The sequence below is a fragment of the Streptacidiphilus sp. EB103A genome (genome assembly GCF_041261405.1).
Classification (GTDB): Bacteria; Actinomycetota; Actinomycetes; order Streptomycetales; family Streptomycetaceae; genus Streptacidiphilus.
Map to the genome: position 1 here is coordinate 45,624 of NZ_JBGCAQ010000032.1, position 23,793 is coordinate 69,416.

The 23,793-nt window shown below is 71.4% G+C and carries 19 protein-coding genes; 7 read left to right on the top strand and 12 right to left on the bottom strand.

What is annotated here, in order from left to right:
- Positions 1-99 precede the first annotated feature (99 nt).
- On the top strand, positions 100-486 hold the full coding sequence (locus tag ABH941_RS37860) for a DUF302 domain-containing protein (RefSeq protein WP_370135497.1): 387 nt from the start codon (positions 100-102) through the stop codon (positions 484-486).
- Between the two features lie 403 nt (positions 487-889).
- Here the strand turns inward: ABH941_RS37860 and rph are convergent, their stop codons facing one another.
- The 3 genes from rph to ABH941_RS37875 all read right to left on the bottom strand — a co-directional run bounded on the left by rph (position 890) and on the right by ABH941_RS37875 (position 4,349).
- A complete protein-coding gene (rph, locus tag ABH941_RS37865; protein WP_370135499.1) occupies positions 890-3,511 on the bottom strand; it encodes a rifamycin-inactivating phosphotransferase in 2,622 nt (873 codons plus the stop codon).
- Between the two features lie 233 nt (positions 3,512-3,744).
- On the bottom strand, positions 3,745-4,050 hold the full coding sequence (locus ABH941_RS37870) for a helix-turn-helix domain-containing protein (RefSeq protein ID WP_370135502.1): 306 nt from the start codon (positions 4,048-4,050) through the stop codon (positions 3,745-3,747).
- The gene (locus ABH941_RS37875; RefSeq protein ID WP_370135505.1) at positions 4,047-4,349 is read right to left on the bottom strand and encodes an addiction module toxin RelE; all 303 of its coding nucleotides are present in this window, start codon (positions 4,347-4,349) and stop codon (positions 4,047-4,049) included. Before ABH941_RS37875 ends, ABH941_RS37870 begins: the two co-directional genes overlap by 4 nt.
- A gap of 486 nt (positions 4,350-4,835) precedes the next feature.
- On the opposite strand from ABH941_RS37875, the gene ABH941_RS37880 reads away from it, so the two are divergent.
- From ABH941_RS37880 to ABH941_RS37890, 3 genes are all read left to right on the top strand, one after another.
- Positions 4,836-7,379 carry a discoidin domain-containing protein gene (locus ABH941_RS37880; RefSeq protein WP_370135630.1) on the top strand — a complete coding sequence of 848 codons (2,544 nt, stop codon included), beginning with the start codon at positions 4,836-4,838 and terminating at the stop codon, positions 7,377-7,379.
- A gap of 71 nt (positions 7,380-7,450) precedes the next feature.
- Positions 7,451-8,500, top strand: coding sequence for a LacI family DNA-binding transcriptional regulator (locus ABH941_RS37885; protein WP_370135508.1), 1,050 nt, complete (start codon positions 7,451-7,453; stop codon positions 8,498-8,500).
- Positions 8,501-9,084: 584 nt separating this feature from the next.
- Complete coding sequence (locus tag ABH941_RS37890) at positions 9,085-9,417, top strand: hypothetical protein (RefSeq protein ID WP_370135509.1); 333 nt, start codon at positions 9,085-9,087, stop codon at positions 9,415-9,417.
- A gap of 17 nt (positions 9,418-9,434) precedes the next feature.
- On the opposite strand, the gene ABH941_RS37895 is transcribed toward ABH941_RS37890, so the two are convergent.
- The 4 genes from ABH941_RS37895 to ABH941_RS37910 all read right to left on the bottom strand — a co-directional run bounded on the left by ABH941_RS37895 (position 9,435) and on the right by ABH941_RS37910 (position 15,833).
- Positions 9,435-11,048 (bottom strand): peptide chain release factor 3, encoded by a 1,614-nt coding sequence (locus ABH941_RS37895; protein WP_370135511.1) that lies wholly within the window; start codon positions 11,046-11,048, stop codon positions 9,435-9,437.
- 173 nt (positions 11,049-11,221) lie between these two features.
- A complete protein-coding gene (locus ABH941_RS37900) occupies positions 11,222-12,301 on the bottom strand; it encodes a Zn-dependent alcohol dehydrogenase (RefSeq protein WP_370135514.1) in 1,080 nt (359 codons plus the stop codon).
- 51 nt (positions 12,302-12,352) lie between these two features.
- The gene (locus tag ABH941_RS37905) at positions 12,353-13,771 is read right to left on the bottom strand and encodes an aldehyde dehydrogenase family protein (protein WP_370135517.1); all 1,419 of its coding nucleotides are present in this window, start codon (positions 13,769-13,771) and stop codon (positions 12,353-12,355) included.
- Positions 13,772-13,901: 130 nt separating this feature from the next.
- On the bottom strand, positions 13,902-15,833 hold the full coding sequence (locus ABH941_RS37910) for an anti-sigma factor RsbA family regulatory protein (protein WP_370135519.1): 1,932 nt from the start codon (positions 15,831-15,833) through the stop codon (positions 13,902-13,904).
- Positions 15,834-15,974: 141 nt separating this feature from the next.
- On the opposite strand from ABH941_RS37910, the gene ABH941_RS37915 reads away from it, so the two are divergent.
- The gene (locus ABH941_RS37915) at positions 15,975-16,685 is read left to right on the top strand and encodes a TetR/AcrR family transcriptional regulator (protein WP_370135522.1); all 711 of its coding nucleotides are present in this window, start codon (positions 15,975-15,977) and stop codon (positions 16,683-16,685) included.
- A gap of 74 nt (positions 16,686-16,759) precedes the next feature.
- On the opposite strand, the gene ABH941_RS37920 is transcribed toward ABH941_RS37915, so the two are convergent.
- From ABH941_RS37920 to ABH941_RS37940, 5 genes are all read right to left on the bottom strand, one after another.
- The gene (locus ABH941_RS37920; RefSeq protein WP_370135526.1) at positions 16,760-17,491 is read right to left on the bottom strand and encodes an anti-sigma factor; all 732 of its coding nucleotides are present in this window, start codon (positions 17,489-17,491) and stop codon (positions 16,760-16,762) included.
- On the bottom strand, positions 17,488-18,057 hold the full coding sequence (locus ABH941_RS37925) for a sigma-70 family RNA polymerase sigma factor (RefSeq protein ID WP_370135528.1): 570 nt from the start codon (positions 18,055-18,057) through the stop codon (positions 17,488-17,490). The genes ABH941_RS37920 and ABH941_RS37925 overlap by 4 nt, the downstream gene beginning before the upstream one ends.
- 58 nt (positions 18,058-18,115) lie before the next feature.
- Positions 18,116-19,093, bottom strand: a complete 978-nt coding sequence (locus ABH941_RS37930) for a DUF1996 domain-containing protein (protein ID WP_370135530.1) — start codon at positions 19,091-19,093, stop codon at positions 18,116-18,118.
- Positions 19,094-19,197: 104 nt separating this feature from the next.
- Complete coding sequence (locus tag ABH941_RS37935) at positions 19,198-19,806, bottom strand: hypothetical protein (protein ID WP_370135533.1); 609 nt, start codon at positions 19,804-19,806, stop codon at positions 19,198-19,200.
- 185 nt (positions 19,807-19,991) lie between these two features.
- Positions 19,992-21,590, bottom strand: coding sequence for a phytoene desaturase family protein (locus ABH941_RS37940; protein ID WP_370135534.1), 1,599 nt, complete (start codon positions 21,588-21,590; stop codon positions 19,992-19,994).
- Between the two features lie 47 nt (positions 21,591-21,637).
- Here ABH941_RS37940 and ABH941_RS37945 point away from each other — a divergent pair, with 47 nt between their 5' ends.
- Both ABH941_RS37945 and ABH941_RS37950 read left to right on the top strand, forming a co-directional pair.
- Entirely contained in the window at positions 21,638-22,360 is a 723-nt protein-coding gene (locus tag ABH941_RS37945) for a response regulator transcription factor (protein ID WP_370135535.1), read from the top strand.
- A 20-nt stretch (positions 22,361-22,380) separates the two neighbouring features.
- The gene (locus tag ABH941_RS37950) at positions 22,381-23,730 is read left to right on the top strand and encodes an ATP-binding protein (RefSeq protein WP_370135538.1); all 1,350 of its coding nucleotides are present in this window, start codon (positions 22,381-22,383) and stop codon (positions 23,728-23,730) included.
- The last annotated feature ends 63 nt before the right edge of the window (positions 23,731-23,793 follow it).

Here is a 23,793-nt window from a genome sequence, read left to right on the forward strand (position 1 = left end):
GGTAACCGATACCCCTACCCGTATCCCAGAGGGGGCCACTTTACCCCTGGGGGTATTCTGAGGTGGACTGCACAGCCCGCAACCCTTCAGGGAGAGACCATGAACTACGACCGCACCGTGCGACTGGACCGCGACTTCGCCACCGCAGTGGCGGACGTGCGCGAGGCGCTGTCCGCCCAGGGCTTCGGCATCCTCACCGAGATCGACGTCACCGCCACCCTCAAGGCCAAGCTCGACCACGACATGGAGCCCTACCTCATCCTGGGCGCCTGCAACCCGCCGCTGGCCCGCCGGGCCCTGGACGCCGACCGCACCATCGGCCTGCTCCTGCCCTGCAACGTGGTTGTGCGCCAAGACGGTGACCACACCCTGGTCCAGGCCCTGGACCCGCAGACCATGGTCGCCCTGACCGGACTCGAGGACCTCAAGCCCGTAGCCGACGAAGCCGCCGCCCGCCTCGACGCCGCCCTGGCCACCCTCGCCTGACGCCCGATCAGGCAGCAGCGGCGTGGTCGAGCAAGACCGCTCGTCCCGGCCCTCCGATGCACGTCGACATCCTCGGGAGCCTTGGTGTCCGAATTGGCGCCTCGCACGCCTCGCAGCCACGCTTCGCCCACGGCGCCCACGGCGCCCAACGCCCCCAGGCCCGCCGGCGCCGCCTGGAACGCATCGCCGGCTACCGCAGCCCGGTTAGCTGGCGCCAGCCGGGCCCGGCACACAGGTGTCTCTGTGGTCTGGGGCCGGCACCCCGGCGCGGGTACCGACCCCGAGGCCGATCTCGGGTGCCCGCGCATCCGCGCCACCGTCCGGCCCGCACCCTTCAACCAGCACGCCCGCACCCGGTACCGCAGCAACGCCTGACCGCCGTGCCGACACGCGACCGCCGCGGTCAGGGCAGGATCTCGACGTACCCGTCGGTTCCGTGCACACGGATTCGCTGCCCGTCCCGGATCAGCCGGGTGGCCTGCTGCACGCCCACGACGGCCGGCAGGCCGTACTCCCGGGCGATCACCGCGCCGTGGGTCATCAGGCCGCCAACCTCCGTCACCAGGCCGGTGATTCCGACGAACAGGGGTGACCAGCTGGGGTCCGTGCAGACCGTGACCAGGATGTCGCCCGCATCGAGATCGGCCTGCGCCATGTCGAGGATGACGCGGGCCCGGCCCTCGACGGTCCCGGCGGAGACCGGCAGGCCGACCAGGGCGCCGGCCGGCACGTCGTCGCGCCGGTACGACCCGGCGACGGCCTCGCCGTCCGAGGTGAGCACCCGGGGCGGCGTCAGCGCCTGGTACGACCGGAACGCGTCCTTGCGCTGCTGGATGAGCCGGCCGTCCACCCGGTTGGTGCGCACGACCTCGTGGAGCTCCTGGAACGTGAGGTAGAAGATGTCCTCCTGCTCAGCGAGCACGTCGGCCCGCACCAGGCGCTCGGCCTCCTCCAGCAGGGCCTGCTTGTAGACGAAGTAGCGGCTGATGATGTTGTACTTCGGGTACTCCCGGTAGCCGACAAAGCTCCGGACCTGGTCGATCATCCGCTTGGCCCGGTCGGCCTTCTGCTCCCCGTCCGGCTGGGCCCGCAGGCGTGACAGCACGTCATGTTCCTTCTGCTGGGCCTGCTGCCGCCCGTGCTCGAAGCGCCGCGCGGCTGCGCCCGGCTCGAAGTTCCGGACGTTGTCGAGGATCACCGGCACGAGCGTGGTGGGGCGCTCTCGCCACCGCGGCCTGGTGATGTCGATCTCGCCGACGCAGCGCATGCCGTACCGGTCGAGGTAGGCCTCGATGGCGTCGCGCGCTTCGGTCCCGCCCGCGAGCTTCGGCAGCTCGTCCTCGTCCAGGAAGCTCTCGCTCTCGACGCCCTGCAGGAACGCCACCACCTCCGGGTGCGGGCGGATCACGTCGGCGACGTCGAGCAGCGCCAGTCCCATTTCCGAGGTGACGTTGTCGGGGGCGGAGAGCGTGAGCGTGTCGGCCGCGTTCTTCTCGCCCAGCCACTCCTGCAGTTGGTCGTTGAGCCACCAGGTGGCCTCCATCCCCGCCATGATCGCCTGCATGTTCAGCGGATCACCGAGGACGTGTTTCTGCTCCGCGAATGCCTCCAGCAGGAAGTCGAACAGCGCCGGTCCGGTCTTCGTCCGGATGTCGCGCCGCAGGGCGGCGGTGGACGCCTGGCTGCGCTCGATCAGTTCGGCGACGATGGCCGGATCGGCCTCGGCCGGGGCGGACGCGCCGGGGGTCGGCAGCCTGATGAACTGCGACCGGTTGGGCGGGGCGTCCGGGAGCGTCGGGACGAAGTCGCCGCGGGCGAGGACGGTCTCCAGCGCGTCCCTGGTCAGCGGATCGCCTCTGCCGACCAGCTCCAGGAAGCCGGCGCGGCTTGCGGGCGAGGCCAGGCGCGGGGTGGCGTCGACGAACAGCCGCCCGCCGGCCTCCAGCATCGGCGCCATGGCCGTCAGTTGCCACACGGAGACGCCCAGGGGCTTCATGGCGTCGGTCATCATCTGCTGATGGCCGACGGAGAGGTAGACGTGGTTCTCCGAGTCACCGGTTTTGGGGATGGGGAACAGCGTGGTGATCGGCCGGCTCTGGACGATCTGGAACTCGTCGTCCACCAGGCACCATTCGATGTCCTGCGGGCGGCCGAAGTGCGCTTCGATCCGTCGCCCGAGCTGCACGAGCCGCACGACCTGAGCATCCGTCAGCGTCGGCTGCCCCTGGCGCTGCGGGTCGACCGTCACTTCCTGGGTTCCGCCCGCCGGCAGGGCGTGGACGGCACGCTGTTTGGCGGCGATTGCTTTGGCGACGACTTCGCCGTCGCGCACCTTGAAGACGTCCGGGTTCACCAGGCCGGAGACCAGGGCCTCGCCGAGGCCGAAGCCGGCGTCCACGGCGGCGACCTTCCGGTTGCCCGTGACCGGGTCGGCGGTGAACAGGATCCCGGCCGCGTCCGGGAGGACCATCTGCTGCACGACCACGGCCATCTGGACCGTACGGTGGTCGATGCCGTTCCGCTGACGGTACGTCACAGCCCGCTCGGTGAACATCGAGGCCCAGCACTGGCTGATGTGCCGGAGGATCGCTGCCGGCCCTACGATGTTGAGGTACGTGTCCTGCTGGCCGGCGAAGGAGGCCGTCGGCAGGTCCTCCGCCGTCGCGCTGGACCGGACGGCGTAGGCGGCCTGCTCGCCGAACCGGGCGAGCGCGCCGGTGATCGCCGCGGCGAGATCGCCCGGGATGGCGATCCCTTCGATGGTCGAGCGGATCTCCGCGCTGAGCGTGCGGATCGCTTCACGGTCGTCAGGGTTCAGGCCCGACAGCTGATCGATGCGCTCGTCGATCGACGGCGCCTCCGCCACGATCCGCCGGAAGGCGTCCGTCGTCACGCAGAAGCCGGCCGGCACACGGATGCCCTCGATCCGCGACAGCCCGCCCAGCTGCGCGCCCTTGCCGCCGACGACCGCGACCTGAGTCTCGTCGACCTCTTGAAGATCCAACACGTACCGCTCGACCCGCACGTCGTGCCCTCATTTCCGCAGGTTGTGGCCTCGGCCGACGATTCTGCGGCACTACCCGGGCCTTGCCGCAAGCCCCCCTGTGCGCTATAAGTTGAGAGTGGCAAGGAGAGAGAACTCTCCTTGCCTTTGTCTTTTGCCGGGACCCGTTCCAACACTGACGAGCTCAGCTCTCGGTCCACCGGTTGCGGACTGGAACGGGCTGCGGACGCGGGTAGTCCATCCCCCTGGGCGGATCAGAGGCGGACGGAGATGTTGCCGACCGTGGCCGTTATCGTCAACTCGCCGCCGATGGCCTTGAGGTAGGCGGCCATGGTGGTGGTATCGAGTTGTTGCGTGCCGCGCTCTATCTGACTGACGCGTCCCTGGGTGACGCCCATCGCTGCGGCAACCTCGACCTGGGTCATGCCCTGAGCCTTGCGCAGCGTGGCAAGTTCGAATCCGCGCTCGGCATCGACCATCTGCGACTTGATGGTTTCGATGCGCTCACGCTTGTCGGGAGTGAGGTCGGCCGTGAGGTCGGCCATGTCGCCAAGCTTCATTGCTTCCTGTGCTCCTTATTCTCGATTGCCAGCGCTTCGAGGTAGGACGCGTACTTCGCGTCAGCCTCCTTGATCGCCTTGGAATACCACGCCGTCCACTGCTTCCTGGTTGCCTTGTTGCCGGCGATGAGACTGGGTGGGCGCAGTTCCCGCATGTTGCGATAGGTGCTCTTCTCGATTGCGCCGACCGTCGGCCTTCGCAGCGTGGGGCCGACTTCTTGCAGGCGTTCCAGCGCGGCAATCACATGGAGATGACTTTCCGGGTCCTCCTTGGCGAGCGTCTTGATCCAGTCCAGCACATCCTCGAAGAACCGAAGTTCATAGGGCTAGCCCACATCAGAAATAGTAGCACTGACTAATATGCTGGGCACCCGCATGGTTCCCCCTGGTCACCCTGTGAAACGTCGCGACGGTCGGAGGGTGCGGCGGGAGGCTCCGGGCGAGGCGTGGTGGTTCCGGAACGGGGTTGGCGGTTCCGGCATGCTCATGGTCTTGACGCGGAGGTGGGCGGGCGCAAAACTCGCAGCGCGAGAGAGCGCTCTCCCATCCCTCATGGAGCGCCTCGCGGTTCAACGGTCATGCGGACGCCGGCCCGAGCCAGGGTCAGGCGTGACTCCGCCATGCCTTCCCCCACCCTCCGTCTCATCGCGCAGGAGATGCACATGAGATCAGCTCGCACCCGAGCGCAGTACCGGTATCAGCATCAGCACCAGCGTCAGGGACAGGGCCAGTACCTGGCCGGTCGGCCGTTCGCCCTGGCGAGCGTGCTGCTGGTGCTCGCCGCGATGCTCGCGTTCCTCGCTCTGCCGTCCACCCAGGCCCATGCCGCCGACACCCTGCTCTCGCAGGGCAGGACGGCCACCACGTCCTCCACCGAGAACGCCGGCACCCCGGCGGCCAACGCGGTCGACGGCAACACCGGCACCCGCTGGTCCAGCGCCTTCAGCGACCCGCAGTGGCTGGAGGTCGACCTCGGCGCCAGCGCGTCCATCGACAAGGTCGTCCTCAACTGGGAGACGGCGTACGGCAAGGCGTACCAGATCCAGACCTCGGCCGACGGTACGAACTGGAGTTCGGTCTACTCCACCACCACCGGTGCGGGCGGCATCGAGACCCTGAGTGTGACCGGCACCGGACGCTACGTCCGGATGTACGGCACCGCGCGGGCCACCGGATACGGCTACTCCCTCTGGGAGTTCCAGGTCTACGGCACCACCGGCGCCACCGCCCCGCCCACCGGCTGCGGCACCACCAATGTGGCGCAGGGCAAGACGGCCACCGCCTCCTCCACCGAGAACGCCGGCACCCCGGCCGCCAACGCGGTGGACGGCAACACCGGCACCCGGTGGTCCAGCGCGGCCAGTGACCCGCAGTGGCTCCAGGTCGACCTCGGCTCCTCCCAGACGATCTGCCAGGTCGTCCTCAACTGGGAGACGGCGTACGGCAAGGCGTACCAGATCCAGACGTCGGCCGACGGTACGAACTGGACTTCGGTCTACTCCACCACCACCGGTGCGGGCGGCATCGAGACCCTGAGCGTGACCGGCACCGGACGCTACGTCCGGATGTACGGCGCCGTGCGCGCGACCGGATACGGCTACTCCCTCTGGGAGTTCGGCATCTACACCTCCGGCAGCGGCGGCACCACCACGCCCCCACCGTCCGGTCCGCCCACCACGGACACCCCCGACCTCGGCCCGAACGTCACCGTCTTCGACCCGTCGATGTCGACCAGCAGCATCCAGAGCACCCTCGACACCGTCTTCAACCAGCAGCAGACCAACCAGTTCGGCGCCCAGCGCAACGCGTTGCTGTTCAAGCCGGGCAACTACAGCGTCAGCGCCAACGTCGGCTTCAACACCCAGGTCTCCGGCCTCGGCCTGTCGCCCGACGACGTCAACATCAACGGCTATGTGACCGTCGACGCGGGCTGGTTCAACGGCAACGCCACCCAGAACTTCTGGCGTGAGGCCAGCAACCTCTCCATCACCCCGCCCAGCGGCACCGACACCTGGGCCACCGCCCAGGGCACCTCGCTGCGCCGGGTCGACGTCCACGGCAACCTCAAGCTGGACCCGACCGGCGACTACTGGGCCAGCGGCGGCTTCCTCGCCGACTCCCGGGTCAGCGGTGCGGTCAACTCCGGCTCGCAGCAGCAGTGGCTGACCCGCAACACCACCATGGGCAGCTGGAACGGCTCGGTCTGGAACATGGTCTTCGTCGGCGACACCGGTGCTCCGGCCCAGAACTTCCCCAACCCCTCGCACACCGTGGTCAACCAGACCCCGGTCTCGGCCGAGGCTCCGTTCCTCTACTGGGACACCACCAGCAGCACCTACAAGGTCTTCGTCCCCGGACTGCAGACCAACTCGGCGGGCGCCAGCTGGATCAACGGCACCCCGGCCGGAACGTCGCTGGCGATGCACACCTTCTACGTCACCAAGCCCGGCGACACTGCCGAGACCATGAACTCCGCCCTGGCGGCCGGTGACAACCTGCTGGTCACCCCTGGGGTCTACCACCTCGACCAGACCCTGCAGATCACCAGGCCGGACACGGTGATGCTCGGTATGGGCATGGCCACCCTGGTCCCGGACAACGGCGTCACCGCGATCCAGACGGCGGACGTCAACGGCACCCGTATCGCGGGCTTCCTGATCGACGCCGGCACCACCAACTCCACCACCCTGGTCCAGATCGGTCCGGCCGGCGCCAGCGCCGACCACAGCGCCGACCCGGCCGTGATCCAGGACTTCTTCGTCCGCATCGGCGGCACCGGAGCGGTCGGCAAGGCGACCACCAGCCTGGTGATCAACAGCCGCAACACCATCGGTGACAACTTCTGGCTGTGGCGCGCCGACCACGGGAGCAACACCGGCTGGACCGTCAACACCGCCGACTACGGCATGGTCGTCAACGGCGACAACATGACCATGTACGGGCTGGCCGTGGAGCACTACCAGAAGTACGAGGTGCTCTGGAACGCCAACGGCGGCCGGACCTACTTCTTCCAGAACGAGATGCCCTACGACCCGCCGAACCAGGCGGCCTGGATGAACGGCAGCACCAACGGCTACGCCGCCTACAAGGTCGCGGACTCGGTGACCAGTCATGAAGCCTGGGGCGTGGGCAGCTACTGCTACTTCAACGTCAACCCGGCCGTGGTCTCCGACCGCGCGTTCGAGGTGCCGGACACGGCGGGCGTGAAGTTCCACGACCTGCTGACGGTGTCGCTCGGCGGCGTGGGCACGATCAGCCATGTCATCAACAACACCGGAGCGGCGGCGAACTCCACCACCAACAACGTCTACCTCCCCAGCTACCCGTGATCAGCCACCCGTGATCGACTGACCAGGCGGGCGGCGGCTCCCTGCCTCGTGACACCAGGTATAACTACGTCATGAACAGGAAGCCGCCGTCCAGTGGTTCGGTCACGCTCGAGGACGTGGCCCGGGTCGCAGGGGTGTCCCGGGCCACGGTCTCGCGTGTCATCAACGGCAGCACCACGGTCGACCCGGCCATGCGGCGCCTGGTCGAGGACGCTGTGGCCGCCACCGACTACGTTCCCAACCGGGCCGCCCGCTCCCTCGTCACCCGGCGCACCGACTCCATCGCCCTGGTGGTCTCCGAGGCCGAGCAGCGCACCGTCGCCGACCCCTTCCTCGGCCGGATGTTCACCGACCCGTTCTTCGGCCGGATGGTCACCGGCGTCATGGAGGTCATCCGCCCGCGCGGCGTCCAGCTGGTGCTGATGCTGGTGGACGACGCAGACTCCCGCACCCACCTGGTCAGCTATCTGCGCCAGGGGCATGTGGACGGGGTGGTGCTGATCTCCGGCCACGCCGCGGACCCGCTGCCGGGGCTGCTCGCCGAGGCGGCCGTCCCCGCGGTGCTGTCCGGGCGGCCGGGACAGACCACCCCGATCAGCTTCGTCGAGGCCGACCAGCGCGCCGGCACGGTGCTCGCGGTCGACCACCTGGTCACGACGGGACGCCGCCGGATCGCGACGCTCACCGGACCGCTGGACATGCCGTCCGCGCAGGAGCGGCTGGCCGGCTTCCGGCAGGCCATGGCCGCCCACGGCCTGGAGGAGGCCGGCATGGTCGAGGGCGACTTCACCCAGGCGGGCGGCGCGGCCGCGATGCGGCTGCTGCTGGAGCAGTCGCCCGACCTGGACGCGGTCTTCATCGCCTCCGACCTGATGGCCCTGGGCGCCGTCCCCGTCCTGAACCGGGCCGGCCGCCGCATCCCCGAGGACGTCGCCCTGGTGGGCTTCGACGACAGCAGCGCGGCCCTCGCCTGCGACCCCCAACTGACAACGGTCCGGCAGCCGCTGGAGGAGATGGCGGCCCGGATGGCGACGCTGCTGCTCCAGCAGATCGCGGAGCCGGAGGTGTCGCTGCAGTCGGTGGTGTTCCACCCGACGCTGGTGGTGCGGGGGTCGGCGTAGGTTGGTTTTTGGGGAGGCGGGGCGTCGTCGGTGGCGGGGCGGGGTTCGTCGCGCGGCCGAGCCCCCGTCCCGATGCCGTCTGTGACGTGCGCGTTCGCTCCCGCTGATCCTCCGTCGCCTCCGTGGGGCACGTCGGTCGGTCCCTGGCTGGGGTGGCTCGGCTCCGCCTCGCGGCAACCACGAGGAGCGGGGGCGGTCGGCGGGGCGTGCGTTGCCGGGCGGCGCGCCGGTGGCGGGCCTGCAGAAACGTTTCTTCGGGCCGGATTACCCGTGCTGGGGGGAGTTACAACCACGCTGGGGTGAATTACACCCATATATGGGTGCTACGCCCCCCAGTGTGGTTGTACCTCCCCCCAGGTAACCCGATTGGGGGACGCCCTCGCCCCGCCCCGCGCCCCCGGCGAGCGCTCCGCGCCGGACCTGGGCCGCCCCCGGCCGTTGTCGCGCGGCGGAGCCGCTTCTTTCCGGGCGGAGCCCGGGAGACGGTGGCCAACTCGCGCCACCGCACGCTGCCGTTGCAAGCGTGGAGCGCCACCCCTGCCTATCGGTCCCGCAAGCGTTGGTCGATGCTCTAGGTTCTGGCCATGGATATGTTCGACAAGATCGACATTCGGACCACGGACAAGCGGCTCGCCGATATCGAGACCAAGCTCGACGTGATCATCGCGCACTTGGGGATCGGTGTCAGCGGAACCTCGACGGTAGCGGCAGCGCCGGTGGACGCCGTGCCGGTGGTGTATGACGCTGACGATCCGCGGGGGATGCCCGAGGTGATGGCCTGGATCCGGCAGGACAAGCTGATCCAGGCCATCAAGGCGTACCGGGAGGTCACCCACGCGGGCCTGCGGGAGGCCAAGGACGCGGTGGACCTGGTCGCGAGGGAGGAGCGGGGTGGCGGGAGCCGTTGGCGCAGGTGAGGGTCGGTGCCGGGGGGCTAGTCGGCGGTGGCGATGAGGGTTTCCAGTTTTACGTCCGGGTTGCTGCGGACGAAGCTGTTCATCTGCCACTTGTCGCCGAAGAGCGCCAGTAGTACGTCGTCCGAGCGGCGGGTCAGGGCCTCGCCGGTGACCAGGCGGCTGCGGCCGAGGACGGCGGCGCCCTCGGCGTCGGTGACCCGGGCGATGTTGTAGGGCAGGTAGTCCAGGGCGATGGGGGACGAGAACTCGTGCTCCATCCGGTGCAGCACGACGTCGAACTGCATCGGGCCGACGGCGGCGAGGACCGGGGCCTGGTCGCCCCGGCGGTCGGAGACCAGGACCTGCACCACGCCTTCCTCGTCCAGCTGCGAGATGCCCTTGCGGAACTGCTTGGAGCGGCTGATGTCCTTGGGCCGCGCCACGGCGAAGTGCTCGGGGGCGAATGCGGGGAGCGGCGGGAACTCGGCCTTCTTGCCCGTGTAGAGGGTGTCGCCGACGCGCAGCGCCGTCGCGTTGATCAGGCCGACCACGTCGCCGGGGTAGGACGTGTCGACGACGGTGCGCTCCGCGCCGAAGACGGTGTGGGCGTACTTGGTGGCGAAGGAGCGGCCGCTGGCGGCCCGGGTGACGGACATGCCACGCTCGAACACCCCGGAGCAGACCCGGACGAAGGCGATGCGGTCGCGGTGGGCCGGGTCCATGTTCGCCTGGATCTTGAAGACCAGGCCGGAGAAGTCGGACTCCACCGGGCGCGTGCCGGTGGTCGCCAGCGGGCGCGGGCCCGGGGCGGGGGCCAGGTCGACCACGGCGTCGAGGAGCAGTCCGACGCCGATGTTGGTGAGGGCCGCGCCGAAGAACACCGGGGTGATCTTTCCGGCGCGGAACGCCTCCTCGTCCCAGCCGGGACCCGAGGAGAGGACGAGTTCCATCTCCTCCAGGGCGGTCTGCCAGACCTCGCCCTCCTGCTCGACGGCCTGATCAGCTGTCAGCTTCTCCTCCTCGGCCTTGTGGGTGCCGCCGGGGACGCGGGTGAAGCGGCGCATCTGCTCCGGGTTGCTCGCCTCGACCAGCCCGCGCAGGTTGCCGGCGTCGCCGACCGGCCAGACCACCGGCACCGGGGTGATGTCCAGGATGTTCTGGATGTCGTCCAGCAGCTCCAGGGCCTCGCGGCCGCGGCGGTCCCACTTGTTGATGAACGTGATCACCGGGACGCCGCGGTGGCGGCAGACCGAGAACAGCTTGCGGGTCTGCTCCTCCAGGCCCTTGGCCGCGTCCACCAGCATGATCGCGCAGTCGACGGCGGAGAGGACGCGGTAGGTGTCCTCGGAGAAGTCGGCGTGGCCGGGGGTGTCGACCAGGTTCATCACATGGTCGCGGTGCCCGAACTGGAGCGCGGCGGAGGTGACCGAGATGCCGCGCTCCTTCTCCAGCTCCATCCAGTCGGAGGTGACGCCCTTGCGTCCGCCCTTGCCGTGGACGGCTCCGGCGGAGGTGATCGCCTGCGCGTGCAGGGCGAGGGCCTCGGTGAGGGTGGACTTTCCGGCGTCGGGGTGACTGATCACGGCGAAGGTTCGCCGCCGCGAGGCTTCCTGGAGGACCTGGGTCGCGCTGACGGGCTGGTCGGAGCTCACGTGAATTCCTCGGTCCTCGGGCATGCGGGCGGTACTTGCAGTACGGGCGAACAAACCACCTTAACGAGGAACGTGCCGCAGAGTCGAACCACAACAGGGGCGCGGGGAACTGCGCCGCCAACCATGCACCGCCGTAGAGGGTCGCTCGCGCAGTTCCCCGCGCCCCTAAAAACCTAAAAGACGACCAGGGAGCGGCCGCCGCGCCCCGCGGCCATGCGGTCGAAGGCGGCCGGGATCTCTTCGAGAGTGATGCGGTCGGTGATCAGGGCGTCCAGGTCGAGGCGTCCGGCTCGGACGTGTTCGGCGAGGACGGGGATGTCCTTGACCGGGTCGCTGTTGCCGTAGACGCAGGAGGTGAGGGTGCGGGCGAAGTGGAAGATCTCCAGGGCCGAGAAGGAGACCAGATCGTCCTTGCCGCCGATGCCGATGACCGTCACCCTTCCGCCCTTGCGGGTTGCGGACCAGGCCGCGCGGATGGTCGTGCTGCGGCCCACGCACTCGAAGGCGTGGTCCGCGCCGTTGCCGCCGGTGAGCCCGCGCACGGCCTTGGGGGTCTGTTCGTCGGCGAGCAGGAAGTCGGTGGCGCCGTGGAGCCGGGCCAGCTCCTCCTTCTCGGGGGTGACGTCCACCGCGATGATCGGGGACGCGCCCGCGATCCGGGCCGCCTGGAGGACGGCGAGACCGACGCCGCCGAGGCCGAAGACGACCACGGACTCGCCGACGCGTACTCGCGCCGCGTTGTGGACCGCACCGTAGCCGGTGAGCACGGCGCAGCCGAGCAGCGCCGCGGAGGTCAGCGGGACGCCTTCGGGCAGCGGGATGATCGCGTTCTCGTTGACGATCGTCTCCTCGGCGAAGGCGGCGACGCCCAGGCCGGGGTAGAGGCCGGTGCCGTCGGTGAGGGCGGCGTAGGTCTCGACCGAGGCGGCGTACTGGTTCTCGCAGAGCCAGGGCTCGCCGATCGCGCAGAGGTGGCACGTGCCGCAGGCGGGAGCCCAGTTGAGGACGACCGGGTCGCCGGGGCGGACGGAGTCCACGCCCTCACCGACGGAGACGACCGTGCCCGCACCCTCGTGGCCGAGGACCACCGGGGTCTTGGTCCTGAGCACACCGTTGCTGAGCGAGAGGTCGGAGTGGCAGACGCCGGCGGCGGCCAGCTTCACCCGCACCTTGCCGGGGCCGGGCTCGGGGAGCTCGATCTCGGTGAGTTCGAGCGGGGCTCCCACGGAGGAGAGCAGGGCGGCGCGGACCATGACTCGGGCCTTTCTCGGTGAGACGGGGGAGCTGGGTGAAACGGGTACGGGTCAGAACTGCAGCGACTTCGGCTGGAGGAACTCCTCCAGGCCGTGGCGGCCCAGTTCGCGGCCCACCCCGGACTGCTTGTAGCCGCCGAACGGGGCGAGCGGGTTGAAGCGGCCGCCGTTGATGTCGATCTGGCCGGTGTCCATCCCGCGTGCGAAGGCGACGGCGGTCTCGTTGTCGGCGGCCCAGACGCCGCCCGCGAGGCCGTAGGCGGTGCCGTTGGCGATCTCCAACGCGTGGGCCTCGTCGCGGTAGGACAGGATCGACAGCACCGGGCCGAAGATCTCCTCCTGGGCGACGGTGGCGTCCGGGGTGACGTCGGCGAGGACGGTCGGGCGGACGTAGAAGCCGGTCGCCAGGCCCTCGGGGGCCTCGGGGCCGCCCGCGACGACCCGGGCGCCCTCGGCGACCGCGGTCTCGATGTAGCCGCGGACCCGGTCCCGCTGCTTGGCGTTGACGAGCGGGCCGAGACGGGTCTCGGGGGAGGTCGGGTCGCCGGGGACGTACTTGGCGGCGGCCTTGGCGGCGATCGCGACGGCCTCCTCGTACTGGTCCTGGTGGACCAGCAGCCGGGTCCAGGCGGTGCAGGTCTGGCCGGAGTTGGCGAAGACGTTGCCGACGTTGACATTGACGGCGCGGGCCAGGTCGGCGCCGGGGAGGACGACGTTGGCGGACTTGCCGCCGAGCTCCAGGGCGACCCGCTTGATGCCGCCGCCCGCGATCCCGGCGATCCTCGCGCCGACGGCGGTGGAGCCGGTGAAGGAGACCAGGTCGATCTCCGGGTGTGCGGCCAGGGCCGCGCCGGCGACCGTGCCGACGCCGGTGACCAGGTTGAACACCCCGGCCGGGAAGCCGGCCTCGTGCACGATCCGGGCGAACAGCCGGGCGACCAGCGGGGTGTCCTCGGCCGGCTTCAGCACGACGGTGCAGCCCGCGGCGAGGGCCGGGACGACCTTGGCGACGACCTGGTGCAGCGGGTAGTTCCACGGGGTGATCGCGGCGACGACCCCGGCCGGCTCGGCGTAGACGGTCGAGTTGCCGACCTGCTCGGTGAACTCGTACCCCGCGAGGATGGACAGGTAGGAGCTGGCGACGCCGAGCGGGAGCGCGGCCTGGACGGTGGTGGCGAAGCCGATGGGGCAGCCGAGTTCGGCGACCACGGTGGCGGCGATCTCCTGCTGGCGGGCCGCGAGGCCGTCCCGCAGCCGGGTCAGCGGCTCCAGCCGCTCGGCCGGAGTGGTCGCGCCCCAGGCGCGGGCCGCCGCCCGGGCGGCGTTCACGGCGGCGTCCACGTCCTCGGCGGTGCCGGCCGGGACGGAAGCGATGACCTCCTCGGTCGCCGGGTTCAGTACGGGGATGGTGTCCGTCCCGAGGGACACGACCCACTCGCCGCCGATGTACTGATCTCCATGCTGCTGCACCAGGTGGTCCTTCCGTCGCACGGCTGCACTGCCGACATAAACTAGCAATGCTCATTAATCGCTGCCGACAGCTACGACGCAAGTGTCGTACCGGGTGCTGCACATCACGGTGCAGCACGGTGCACTGCGGTCAGGACGGGAACGGCACCTCACGCTGGCGCAGTTCCTCGGCCCGCGCCCCGGCCAGCTCCATGCGCACGGTGCAGCCGGTGTCCGAGGTCCTGACCTCGACGCTCTCGCAGATCTGGCGGGCCAGCCAGAGCCCTTCGCCGGGCTGCGGGCCGTCCGGGCGGGGGAGGCGGTAGCCGAGAGTGGGGTCGTCCAAGGCGGTGTCGGCGGGGCGGGGGCCCGGCTGGGTCAGCTCCACCGAGACGGTCCTCGCCTGGGACCAGATCGCGACCGATCCGTTGGAGAAGGGGAAGCCCTCCGCCTCCGCCGCGGCGTGGGCCAGCAGCCGGGCGACCTCGGCGACGGCCAGCACCAGCAGTTCGGCGCGCTCCCGCTCCAGGCCCAGGCTCGTCGCGTGGTCGGCGACGAAGCCGCGCAGTTCGGCGCTGCTGGGGGCGGGCGAACTCCAGCTCAGCCGGGCGGCGCGGGCCGGTGGCGGCTCCAGCGGTGCGGCGGCCGGGCTCTGCGCGCGGAAGTGGACCGGCTCCAAGTAGTCGTCGGAGGCGGTGATCCGGGTGCCGTCGATCCGCTGCGGATGGGTGCGCAGCGCGTCGGCCAGCACGTCGGGGCCGGCGACCCGGGCGTCGTAGGGACAGATCATCCAGATATTGGTGTCCGTGAGCAGTGCGTTGAGCTGCGACTCCATCTGCTTCCAGGCGGCGGCCTCGGCCCGGGAGCGGCCCGCCCACACCGGTTCGGCGATGATCCGGACATGGCGGGGGCCGGTCCCGTTCGCGGCGCCGCCCGCGTGGGCGGCGGTGTGCCGCCAGTAGCGCTCGAACGCGGCCACGCGCTGCGGCGGGCGGCGGCCGAAGTATGCCGTCTCGGCGAAGTCCAGCCGGTCGGCCCGGTCGCCCAGGGCCTCGCTGAGCAGCTCCAGATTGGCGGAGGTGGTGGCGGCCAGCACCGGCTCACCCCTGCGGAAGCCCTCCTCGACGAAGGGCAGCGCCATGGCCAGGAACTCCTGGTCGGAGCCGTAGACGCAGACCTGGTGCCGGAAGTCCGGGGCGGTGGAGCGGAAGCTGTCGGCGGTGTCCCAGCCGGCCATCCTGATGACCCGTCGGACATGGGCGGCCGGACGTTCCAGGTGCAGCGAGCGGCCGTCGCTGAGGTCCTGCCGGGTGGCCATCAGCAGCCGCAGGCCCTCCAGGTCGATGAAGTCCAGACCCGACATGTCGACATGGAGGTCTTCCTCCAAGTCGGCTCCGTCGGCCAGGGCCGCCTTCAGCGCCTGGGCCAGCGGGCTGTGACCGCCGTCGCCGACCGCGCCGCTCAGCCCCAGCCCCGGCGTCGCCCCGCCGCGGCGGCGGATGACCAGCTCGCCGTCCTCGAACTGCGCGTTCTCGGCGGCCCTGCCGTTGTGGGCCGCGTCCACGACCGCCATGTCCGCTGCTGCGAAGGCACGGTGGTCGTACTGGCACAGCGCCAGCACCTTGCCGCCGACCGCCAGCGGGGAGACCGCCTGCTCGTAGGCGACGATCTGCTGCATGGCGATGCCGTGCCTGGGCACCCAGCCGGTCTCGCCGGTGACCCGCAGCAGCCGGTAGCCCTCGGCGGCGGTCTGCTCGATCAGCCCGTCCATCATGGCGACGGTGCGGTCGATGTCGAAGTAGCCGTCGATCATGTACACCAGGTCGGCCGGGAGGATCAGCAGCTGACCGCTGGCCACCAGGCCGTCCACGTCGATGCCGGCGCCGGTCAGCGTCCCCCGCACCCTGACCGGGGCGGGGCCGTCGTCCTCGGCGATGTAGATGACCTTGTCGTGGCACTGGACGCCGTCCCGGACGAAGGCCGTGGTCACCGCGGCGCGTTCGCGTTCGTCGCCGAAGACGAAACAGAGGTGGTCATTGGGTCGCACGGCGCCGACGGGCACGGGCTGCTGGACGGTGGCCATGAGGCCTCCTCCTGCCGGCGGCTTCGAATGCCGCGGATGCCCCAAATCTAGGGCGGACCGGTGGATCGGGTCAGCAGCTTGGCGAAATCCGATGCCTGCGGTGAGCGATTCCGCTCCCCCGCGAACCCATAGACTCAGCCAATGCGATCGGATGCACACCCCGCTGCCAAGAGTGCCACCGGCGCGCCCGCAGCCGCGCCCGCGCCCAGGGCGAAGCGGGTGCCGCGGGCCCAGCGCGAGCAGCAGATGCTGGACGCCGCCGTGCGCGTCTTCTCACGCTCCGGCTACCACGCCGCCTCGATGGACGAGATCGCCGAGGAGTGCGCGGTCTCCAAGCCGATGCTCTACCTCTACCTCGGGTCCAAGGAGGAGCTCTTCGCCGCCTGCATCCGGCGCGAGGCGGACCGGCTGATCGTGGCCGTGGGCCAGGCGGCGGAGCCGGGACTCGAGGCGGGGGAGCAGCTGCGGCGCGGGCTCACCGCGTTCTTCGGCTTCGTCGCCGAGCACCGCGAGAGCTGGATCGTGCTCTACCAGCAGGCCCGCGCCCAGGGCGAGCCGGTGGTCGAGGAGGTCGCCGCGGCCCGCCGCCAGGTCACCGCCGCGGTCACCGCGCTGGTCCGCAGGGCGGCGCTGGACTCGGTACCGCCGCAGCGCCCCGACGAGCGCCCCGACCGCGGCGAGGCCGCCGCGGTCGCCCAGGCGATCGTCGGCGCCGCCGACGCGCTGGCCGGCTGGGTCCTCGACACCGGCCCCGAGCCGCCGGAGGAGACCGCCGCCCGGCTGATGTCGGTGATCTGGATCGGCCTGGAACCCCGCCTGCACGGCGCCCGCTACCGCAAACCGACGGACTGACCGCCGAACCAGGCCGGCTCGCGGGCCGACCTGGTTCCGTGTCTGCCGGGCTGATTCAGGCGGCTGGGCGGCGATCACACCGGCACGGTCACGAAGGTCCGGCCGGACTCGTTCACCACCGACACCGAGGTGACGTCGGAGGGGGTGACCAGGGCGGAGCCTTCGAGGGTGGTGCCGTTCCTGGCGCCGATGGGGGAGACCAGCCAGCTGCCGCCGTCGACCTTGGCCCCGCTCCTGCCGTGCACCACCAGGTGGCAGCGCTGGCCTGCGGGGATGCCGGTGACCGCGGCGCTCAGCCGGACCCAGCCGGCGGCCGGGGTCAGCGTCAGCGTCATCCGGGCACCCGTCGCCGGGTCCGTCACCGAGCCGGTCCTGGTGCCGGCCGGGGGCGGGGAGACCGAGACGGACGGGGCCGGGCCGACCGCGACGGACTGCTGGGCCACGGTGCTGCGCCCGACCAGGACGCCGCCGCCCAGCACCACCGCAGCGGCCACCGCCGCCGCGACCCCCACGGTCGCCCAGCGCCTGCGCTGCTCCGCTCCGCGTTCACCGCGGGCCTGCCGCAGCGTCCGCTGAAGCAGCAGGTCGCCGCCCTGGGGCGGTCCGTCCATGAAGAGTTCAGGCGGCACCTCGCCCAAGGCCTGCTCCATCTCCCGCAGTTCGCCGACCTCCTGGCGGCAGGACGCGCAGTCCAGCAGGTGCTGCTCCACCGCCCCGGCCTCCTCCGGCCCCAGCACGCCGAGGACGTGGGCGCCGAGGAGCCCCGCGTACCGCTCGTGCCTGTCGTCGTGCTGCTCCGTGTTCATGCCGCCACCTCCTTCGCCGTTGCCGGACCGCCTGTGTAGGACTGTTTCAGCGCGCGTAACGCATAGTGTGCGCGGGACTTGACCGTCCCGGCCGGAACTCCCAGCAGCTCGGCGGCCTCGGCCACCGACTGCCCCTGGAAGTAGAGCGAGTGCAGCACCGCCCGGTGGTCGGGTGAGAGCTGCTCCAGCGCCTCCATCATCACCAACGACTCCACCACCGTGTCCGCGTGGTCCCGCTGCACCGGTACGGTCGCCGTCGCCTCGGACACCTCCGCGACCTCGGCGGGACGCGCGGCCCTGGCCCGGAACCGGTCGGTGATCAGATTGCGCTCCACCGTCAGCAGCCAACCCCGCACCGAACCACGGGCGTTGGTCAGCACCTCCGGATGCCGCCAGGCGCGGATCAGGGTCTCCTGCACTACGTCCTCCGCGGCCGCCCGGTCCCCGGTCAGCCGGATCGCATAGGCCAGCAGCGCTCCGCCGTGTTCCTCGTAGAGCGTCCGGATCAGCGCCTCGTCGGCCGCGCCCTGTTGTCGCTGCCGGGTGCCGAATCGTGTCCCCGCCATCCGCTCACTCCTCCACCGGGATCTGTCACAGCAGGCACGTACGGTGCGGCCGATCGGTTCAAGCGCCGGCCCGGCAGTTCTGGCCCTCGTTCAGACAGGCTGTCAGTGCCGCCATCTGACGGTCGGTCATGACGTCGATGAACACACCGTGGTCGGTGACCGGGCTGTGCTTCTGTTCGGGGAAGGCGTCCAGGGCGAACGCCCTTCCCGGCGGCGGACGGTAGCTGACGGTCACCCGCAGTCGCGGCACCGGGAAGGTGTCCCGGGGGCAGGCGCCGGAGGAGCCGGGGAACACCGCCTGGCCCCGGTGGTCCGGGGTGTCGGTGCTGCGGCCGTCCCAGCAACTGGGGAAGGACAGCGTGCGGGTGAGCAACTGCCCGGCCGGGCAGAGCGGGTAGAGAACGGTGGCGCGGCCCGGTGAGTCGCTGCAGCCCCACTGCGCATGGCCGTCGGCGCCGCCGTCGGTGGCCGCCGTGGGATCGCCCTCCAGCAGCCGCAGGAACCGCGGCATCGGCACGACCTTGCTCCAGGCGTTGCCGAGGAACTCGATCGACACGGAGTCCGGGGTGAGGATCTCACCGAGGTTGCCGTGCTCGGCGTCGGTGCTGACGATCCGGTCGGTACGGCGCAGCACCGGCCAGTAGTACGTGGAGCGGTCGCCGCCGGCGCAGGTGGTCCCGGCGGCGGCCAGACTGGTGTCGGTCGACAGCGCGTCGGTGGAGAGATTGCCGACGTAGTCGTGGACGTGGTGGGCGCCGCCGGTGATGCCCGGCGAGATCACCACATTGTCGGCGTTGCGGTGCCCTTCCAGATCGCGTCCGCAGTCCTCGGTCCAGAAGCCGGTGGAGGCGTCCGGTCCGGTCCGGCCGGACGTGGAGCCGGCCGGGACGGCGCCGATCCGGACGTACTGCGAGGGGCCGGTGCCGGTCGGCCAGAGCCGCAGCGCGAGCAGGCCGGCTCCCAGGGTCAGGCACAGCAGGATGCCGACCGGCAGCGCAGCGCCGCCGAACGTCCGGTGATCGCGGCCCGGGGTCACCGCGTCAGTCTCGCCGGGGGTTCCCGGCGGGGCAAGGCGGTTCCGGGCCACGGTTCCGGTGCGGTGGCAGGTACGCGGTGGCAGGTACGGGGGCTGACCAGCCGTCAGTAGCCGCTGGAGTAGCCGTTGGAGTCGCCGCTCGCCGACTGGCTCGGCGCTGCCGCCGCCGCGCCGCCGCCCGCCTTGTGGCCCACCGGGGTGCTGGCGAACCAGGTGCCGCCGACGCCCTGGCCGTTGGTCTGGCCGGCCGCGCTGTCCCCGGAGAAGCGGTACAGCGGCCAGCCGTTCAGCGTCAGCTGCCTGGTCCCGTCGGGGCGGGTCACCGTGCCGACCAGACTCTGGTCCACGCCGTTGAGCTGGACCGTGTCCTGGACCGTCGCCGGCGGCCACTTCACCGCGCAGGCGCCGGTGCAGTTGGTGGCGGAGGGGTTGTTGGTGTCCTTGTCGAAGCGGTACAGCGTGCGCCCGGCGGCGTCGGTGACGATCGGCCCCAGGTTCGCCGAGTCGACGGCGACCAGCTTGACCGGGCCGACCGGAGCGGCCGGGGCGGCCGGGGCGGCAGGGGTCGCGGCGGCCGAGGTGGCGGCCGCGCCGGCGGCGGAGCTGTGGGTGCCGACCGGGTCGCAGGCGCTGGCGCCCAGGGCGACGGCGGCGAGTGCGGAGGCGACGAGCAGACGGCGGGCGGCGAGCCTGGACATGGTGATCCTGGACATGGCGAATTCCCCCTGAGAGAAGGTGGTTTGGGTTGATCTGTGCGTCTTCGTGACGCTCGCACCCTCAACACGGAGGTGGTTCAGCGCCGGTTCAACCGCTGCTGAAGAAAGTCCCGGTAACGAATTCCGGGCCGTTCCGGTTCAACGCAGGCGGCGTGAGTTCGGCGGCGTGGGTTTCGCCGCGCTCACCAACCCAGCGCCGCCATCGCGGCGTTGTGCCCGGGGATGCCGCTGACGCCGCCGCCGCGCACCGCGCCCGCCCCGCAGAGCAGGATGTTGGGGTGCGCGGTGGCGACGCCCCAGCGGCCGGGGGACGTGCCCTCCCCGGCTTCGTCCTCGGCGAAGGGGAAGGCCAGGTCGCGGTGGAAGATGTTGCCGCCGGGCAGGCCGAGGTCGTGCTCCAGGTCCAGCGGGCTGCGTGCCTCCAGGCAGGGCCTGCCGTCGGCGTCCACGGCCAGGCAGTCGGCCAGCGGCTCGTCCAGCACCGCGTCCAGCTGGGCCAGCACCGCCGTGAGCGCCGCCTCGCGGACGGTGTCGTGGTCGGCGCCGGCGAACAGCCGGGCCGGCAGGTGCAGTCCGAACAGCGTCAGCGTCTGATAGCCCTGCTCGCGCAGCTCGGGGCCGAGGATGGACGGGTCGGTCAGCGAGTGGCAGTAGAGCTCGGACGGCGCCACGGACGGCACCGAGCCCGCCTCGGCGTCCCGGTAGGCGTCCGCCAACTGCCGGTAGGACTCCGCCACATGGAAGGTCCCGGCGAAGGCGGCACGCGGATCCACGTCCCGGTCGCGCAGCCGGGGCAGGCGCCGCAGCAGCATGTTGACCTTCAGCTGCGAGCCCTCCGGGTCGGGGCCCGACGGCGGTTCGCCCAGCAGCCGTTCCAGCTCGCGCGGCGCGGCGTTACACAGCACCTGTGACGCGTCGACCCGCTGCTCCTCCCCGCCGTGGCGGAACACCACCTCGGCCTCGTTGCCGTCGGTCCGAATAGCCGTCACCTCACAGTCCGTCAGCAGCTCGGCCCCGGCCCGCCGGGCGGCGGACGCCAGGGCGTCGGTGACCGCACCCATCCCGCCGACCGGGACGTCCCAGTCGCCCGTGCCGTTGCCGATCACGTGGTAGAGGAAGCAGCGGTTCTGCCGCAGCGAGGGGTCGTGGGCATGGGTGAAGGTCCCGATCAGGGCGTCGGTGAGCACCACCCCGCGGACCAGGTCGTCGGCGAAGGACGTCTCCACCGTTTCCCCGAGCGGCCGCTCGAACAGGGCCTCCCAGGCCGCGTCGTCGCCGATGCGCTTCCGGAGCTCCGCGCGGGTCGGCAGCGGCCCGGTCAGCGTCGGGAACACCGCCTTCGCGACCTCCCCGGTCCGCCCGTAGAACTCCTGCCAGGCCTGGAACTCCCGCTCCGAACCGGTGAGCCGCCGGAACCCCTCCGCCGTCGCGGCCTGATCCCCGTTGTCGACCAGCAGACCTGTCGCCTGCCCGGCCCGCTGCACCGGCGTGTACGAGGACACCCTGCGCCGCCGCAGCTCCACCCCCAGCCCCAGATCCGTCCTGATCCGCTCGGGCAACAGACTCACCAGGTAGGAGTAGCGCGAGAGTCGGGCGTCCACCCCGGTGAAGGCGCGCTCCGACACCGCCGCGCCGCCGGTGTGCCCCAGCCGCTCCAGCAACAGCACGCTGCGCCCGGCCCGGGCCAGATAGGCGGCGGCGACCAGCCCGTTGTGGCCGCCCCCGACCACCACCACGTCGTAGCGGCGCTGGGTGGGTACTGCGGCAGGGGAATGGTTCATCCGGCAGTCGTACCAGGCAGACGGGCTCCGGACCAGACCTTGCGCCCGTGACCTACGCTGACGGCATGCAGGGGGCAGGCGGGGAAAACGGGGCGGTCGGGGCGATCGGCGCGATCCAGGTCCTGGTCGTCGAGGACGACCAGGGGATCGCGCGTTCGCTGGTACGGGGACTGGAACGGGCCGGGTACGCGGCTCGCTGCGTCGGGACCGGCAGGGCCGCCCTGGCGGTCGACCCTCCGCCCGATGTCGTGCTGCTGGACCTGGGACTGCCCGACCTGGACGGGGTCGAGGTCTGCCGGACCCTGCGCGGGCGCTCCGACGTCGCCGTCATCGTGGTCACCGCCCGCGGAGAGGAGGGCGACCGGGTCTCGGCCCTGGACCAGGGCGCGGACGACTACCTGGTCAAACCGTTCGGGCTGGCCGAGCTGCTGGCCCGGATCCGCGCCGTGCTGCGCCGCACCCGCCCGCCCGTACCGGAGCTGTTGCGGCACGGCCCGCTGGCGGTGGACCCGCGCACCCGCAAGGTCACCGTCGGCGGGGCCGAGATCGCGCTGACGCCCAAGGAGTTCGACATCCTGGAGTGCCTGGCGGTGGACCCCGGGCGGGTGGTGACCCGTCAGGAGATCCTGGAACGGGCCTGGGACGCCCACTGGTACGGCCCCAGCAAGGTCCTGGACGTCCACATGGCGGCGCTGCGCCGCAAACTCGGCGCGCCGGGGCTGGTGGAGACCGTCTACGGGCGGGGCTTCCGGCTCGGCGAACCGGGCTGAGGGCTGGAGGCCGAGACACCATGGACCGCCGCATCGCGCTGAGCGTGCTCGCCCTGGTCACCGTAATGCTGGCGCTGGCAGTGGTGCCGCTGGCCTGGCTGCTCGGCGCGCGCGAGCAGACCTCGTTCCGAGCCGACGCCGAAGCCTCCGGGCGCACTGTCGCCTCGGTCGCCGAGGAGCATCTGAACGACCACAAGTCCGACGCCCCGATGCTGGCGTTGCTGGACCGCACCCAGGCCGAGGGCGACTGCGCCGCGGTCTACGACAGCACCGCCGCCGTGATCGCCCGTACCTCCTGCGGCACGGCGACCGAGAGCGGCGTCCGGTCCCTGGCGGTCGCGGCACTGCGCGACGCGCGGACGCACCTCCGGGAGAGCGGCGGGGTGCTGACCGTGGCCACCCCGATCGGGGAGACCGAGGACTCGGTCGGGGTGGCTGTGCTGACCCGTTCCGCGGCCCCGCTGCACAACCGGATCGCGGCCGTCTGGGGCTGGCTGGCGTTGATCGGGCTCGTCACCCTGCTGGCCGGCGCCGCGGTCTCGGTGGCCCTGGCCCGCTGGGTGAGCCGCCCGCTGCACGCCGTCGACCGGGCGGCGCGACAGCTGGGCGAGGGGACCTTGCAGGTGCGTGCGCCGGTGGGGGACGGCCCCCCGGAGGTGCGGCGGCTGGCGGCGACGTTCAACACCATGGCGGCACGCAACGAGACCCTGGTCCACGGTCACCGCACGGTGATCGCGGACGTCTCGCACCAGCTGCGGACACCCCTGACCGCGCTGCGGCTGCGGCTCGACCTGCTGGCCGGCGACGTCGACCAGGACGCGGCACTGGAACTGGCCGGCGCGCAGGAGGAGATCGCACGCCTGTCCAGGCTGGTCGGCGGGCTGCTCGCGGTGGCCAGGGCCGAGAGCGCCGTGCCGGCCCCGGTGCGGGTGGCGGTGGACGCGGTGGTCGCCGAGCGGGTGACGGCCTGGGAGCCGGTCGCCGCCGAACGGCAGGTCTCGCTGGGCTGCCGCTGCGAGCCCGGGGTCGAGGCGTTCCTGGGACCGGACGATCTGGAGCAGGTGCTCGACAACCTGATCGCCAACGCCCTGGACGCCGCGCGCGAGGGCGGCCGGGTACGGCTGGACGGCGGCCGTGCCGGTGACGCCGTGCGCCTGTCGGTGGTCGACGACGGCCCGGGCATGAGCAAGGCCGCCCAGGCGGCGGCGTTCCGGCGCTTCGGCAACCCCGAAGCCAGGGGCTCCGGTCTCGGCCTGGCCATCGTGCACCGACTGGTCACCGCCAACGGCGGGACGGCCCGGCTGGAGGACACCCCCGGGGGCGGGCTGACCGTCGTACTCGACCTCCCGTCGGCGCCGCCCGGGTCCTGAGCGTGAGGCGTAGTCAGAAGCGCCCCCAGTCGTGGCCGGAGTCGGAGCCGCAGCAGGGACGCT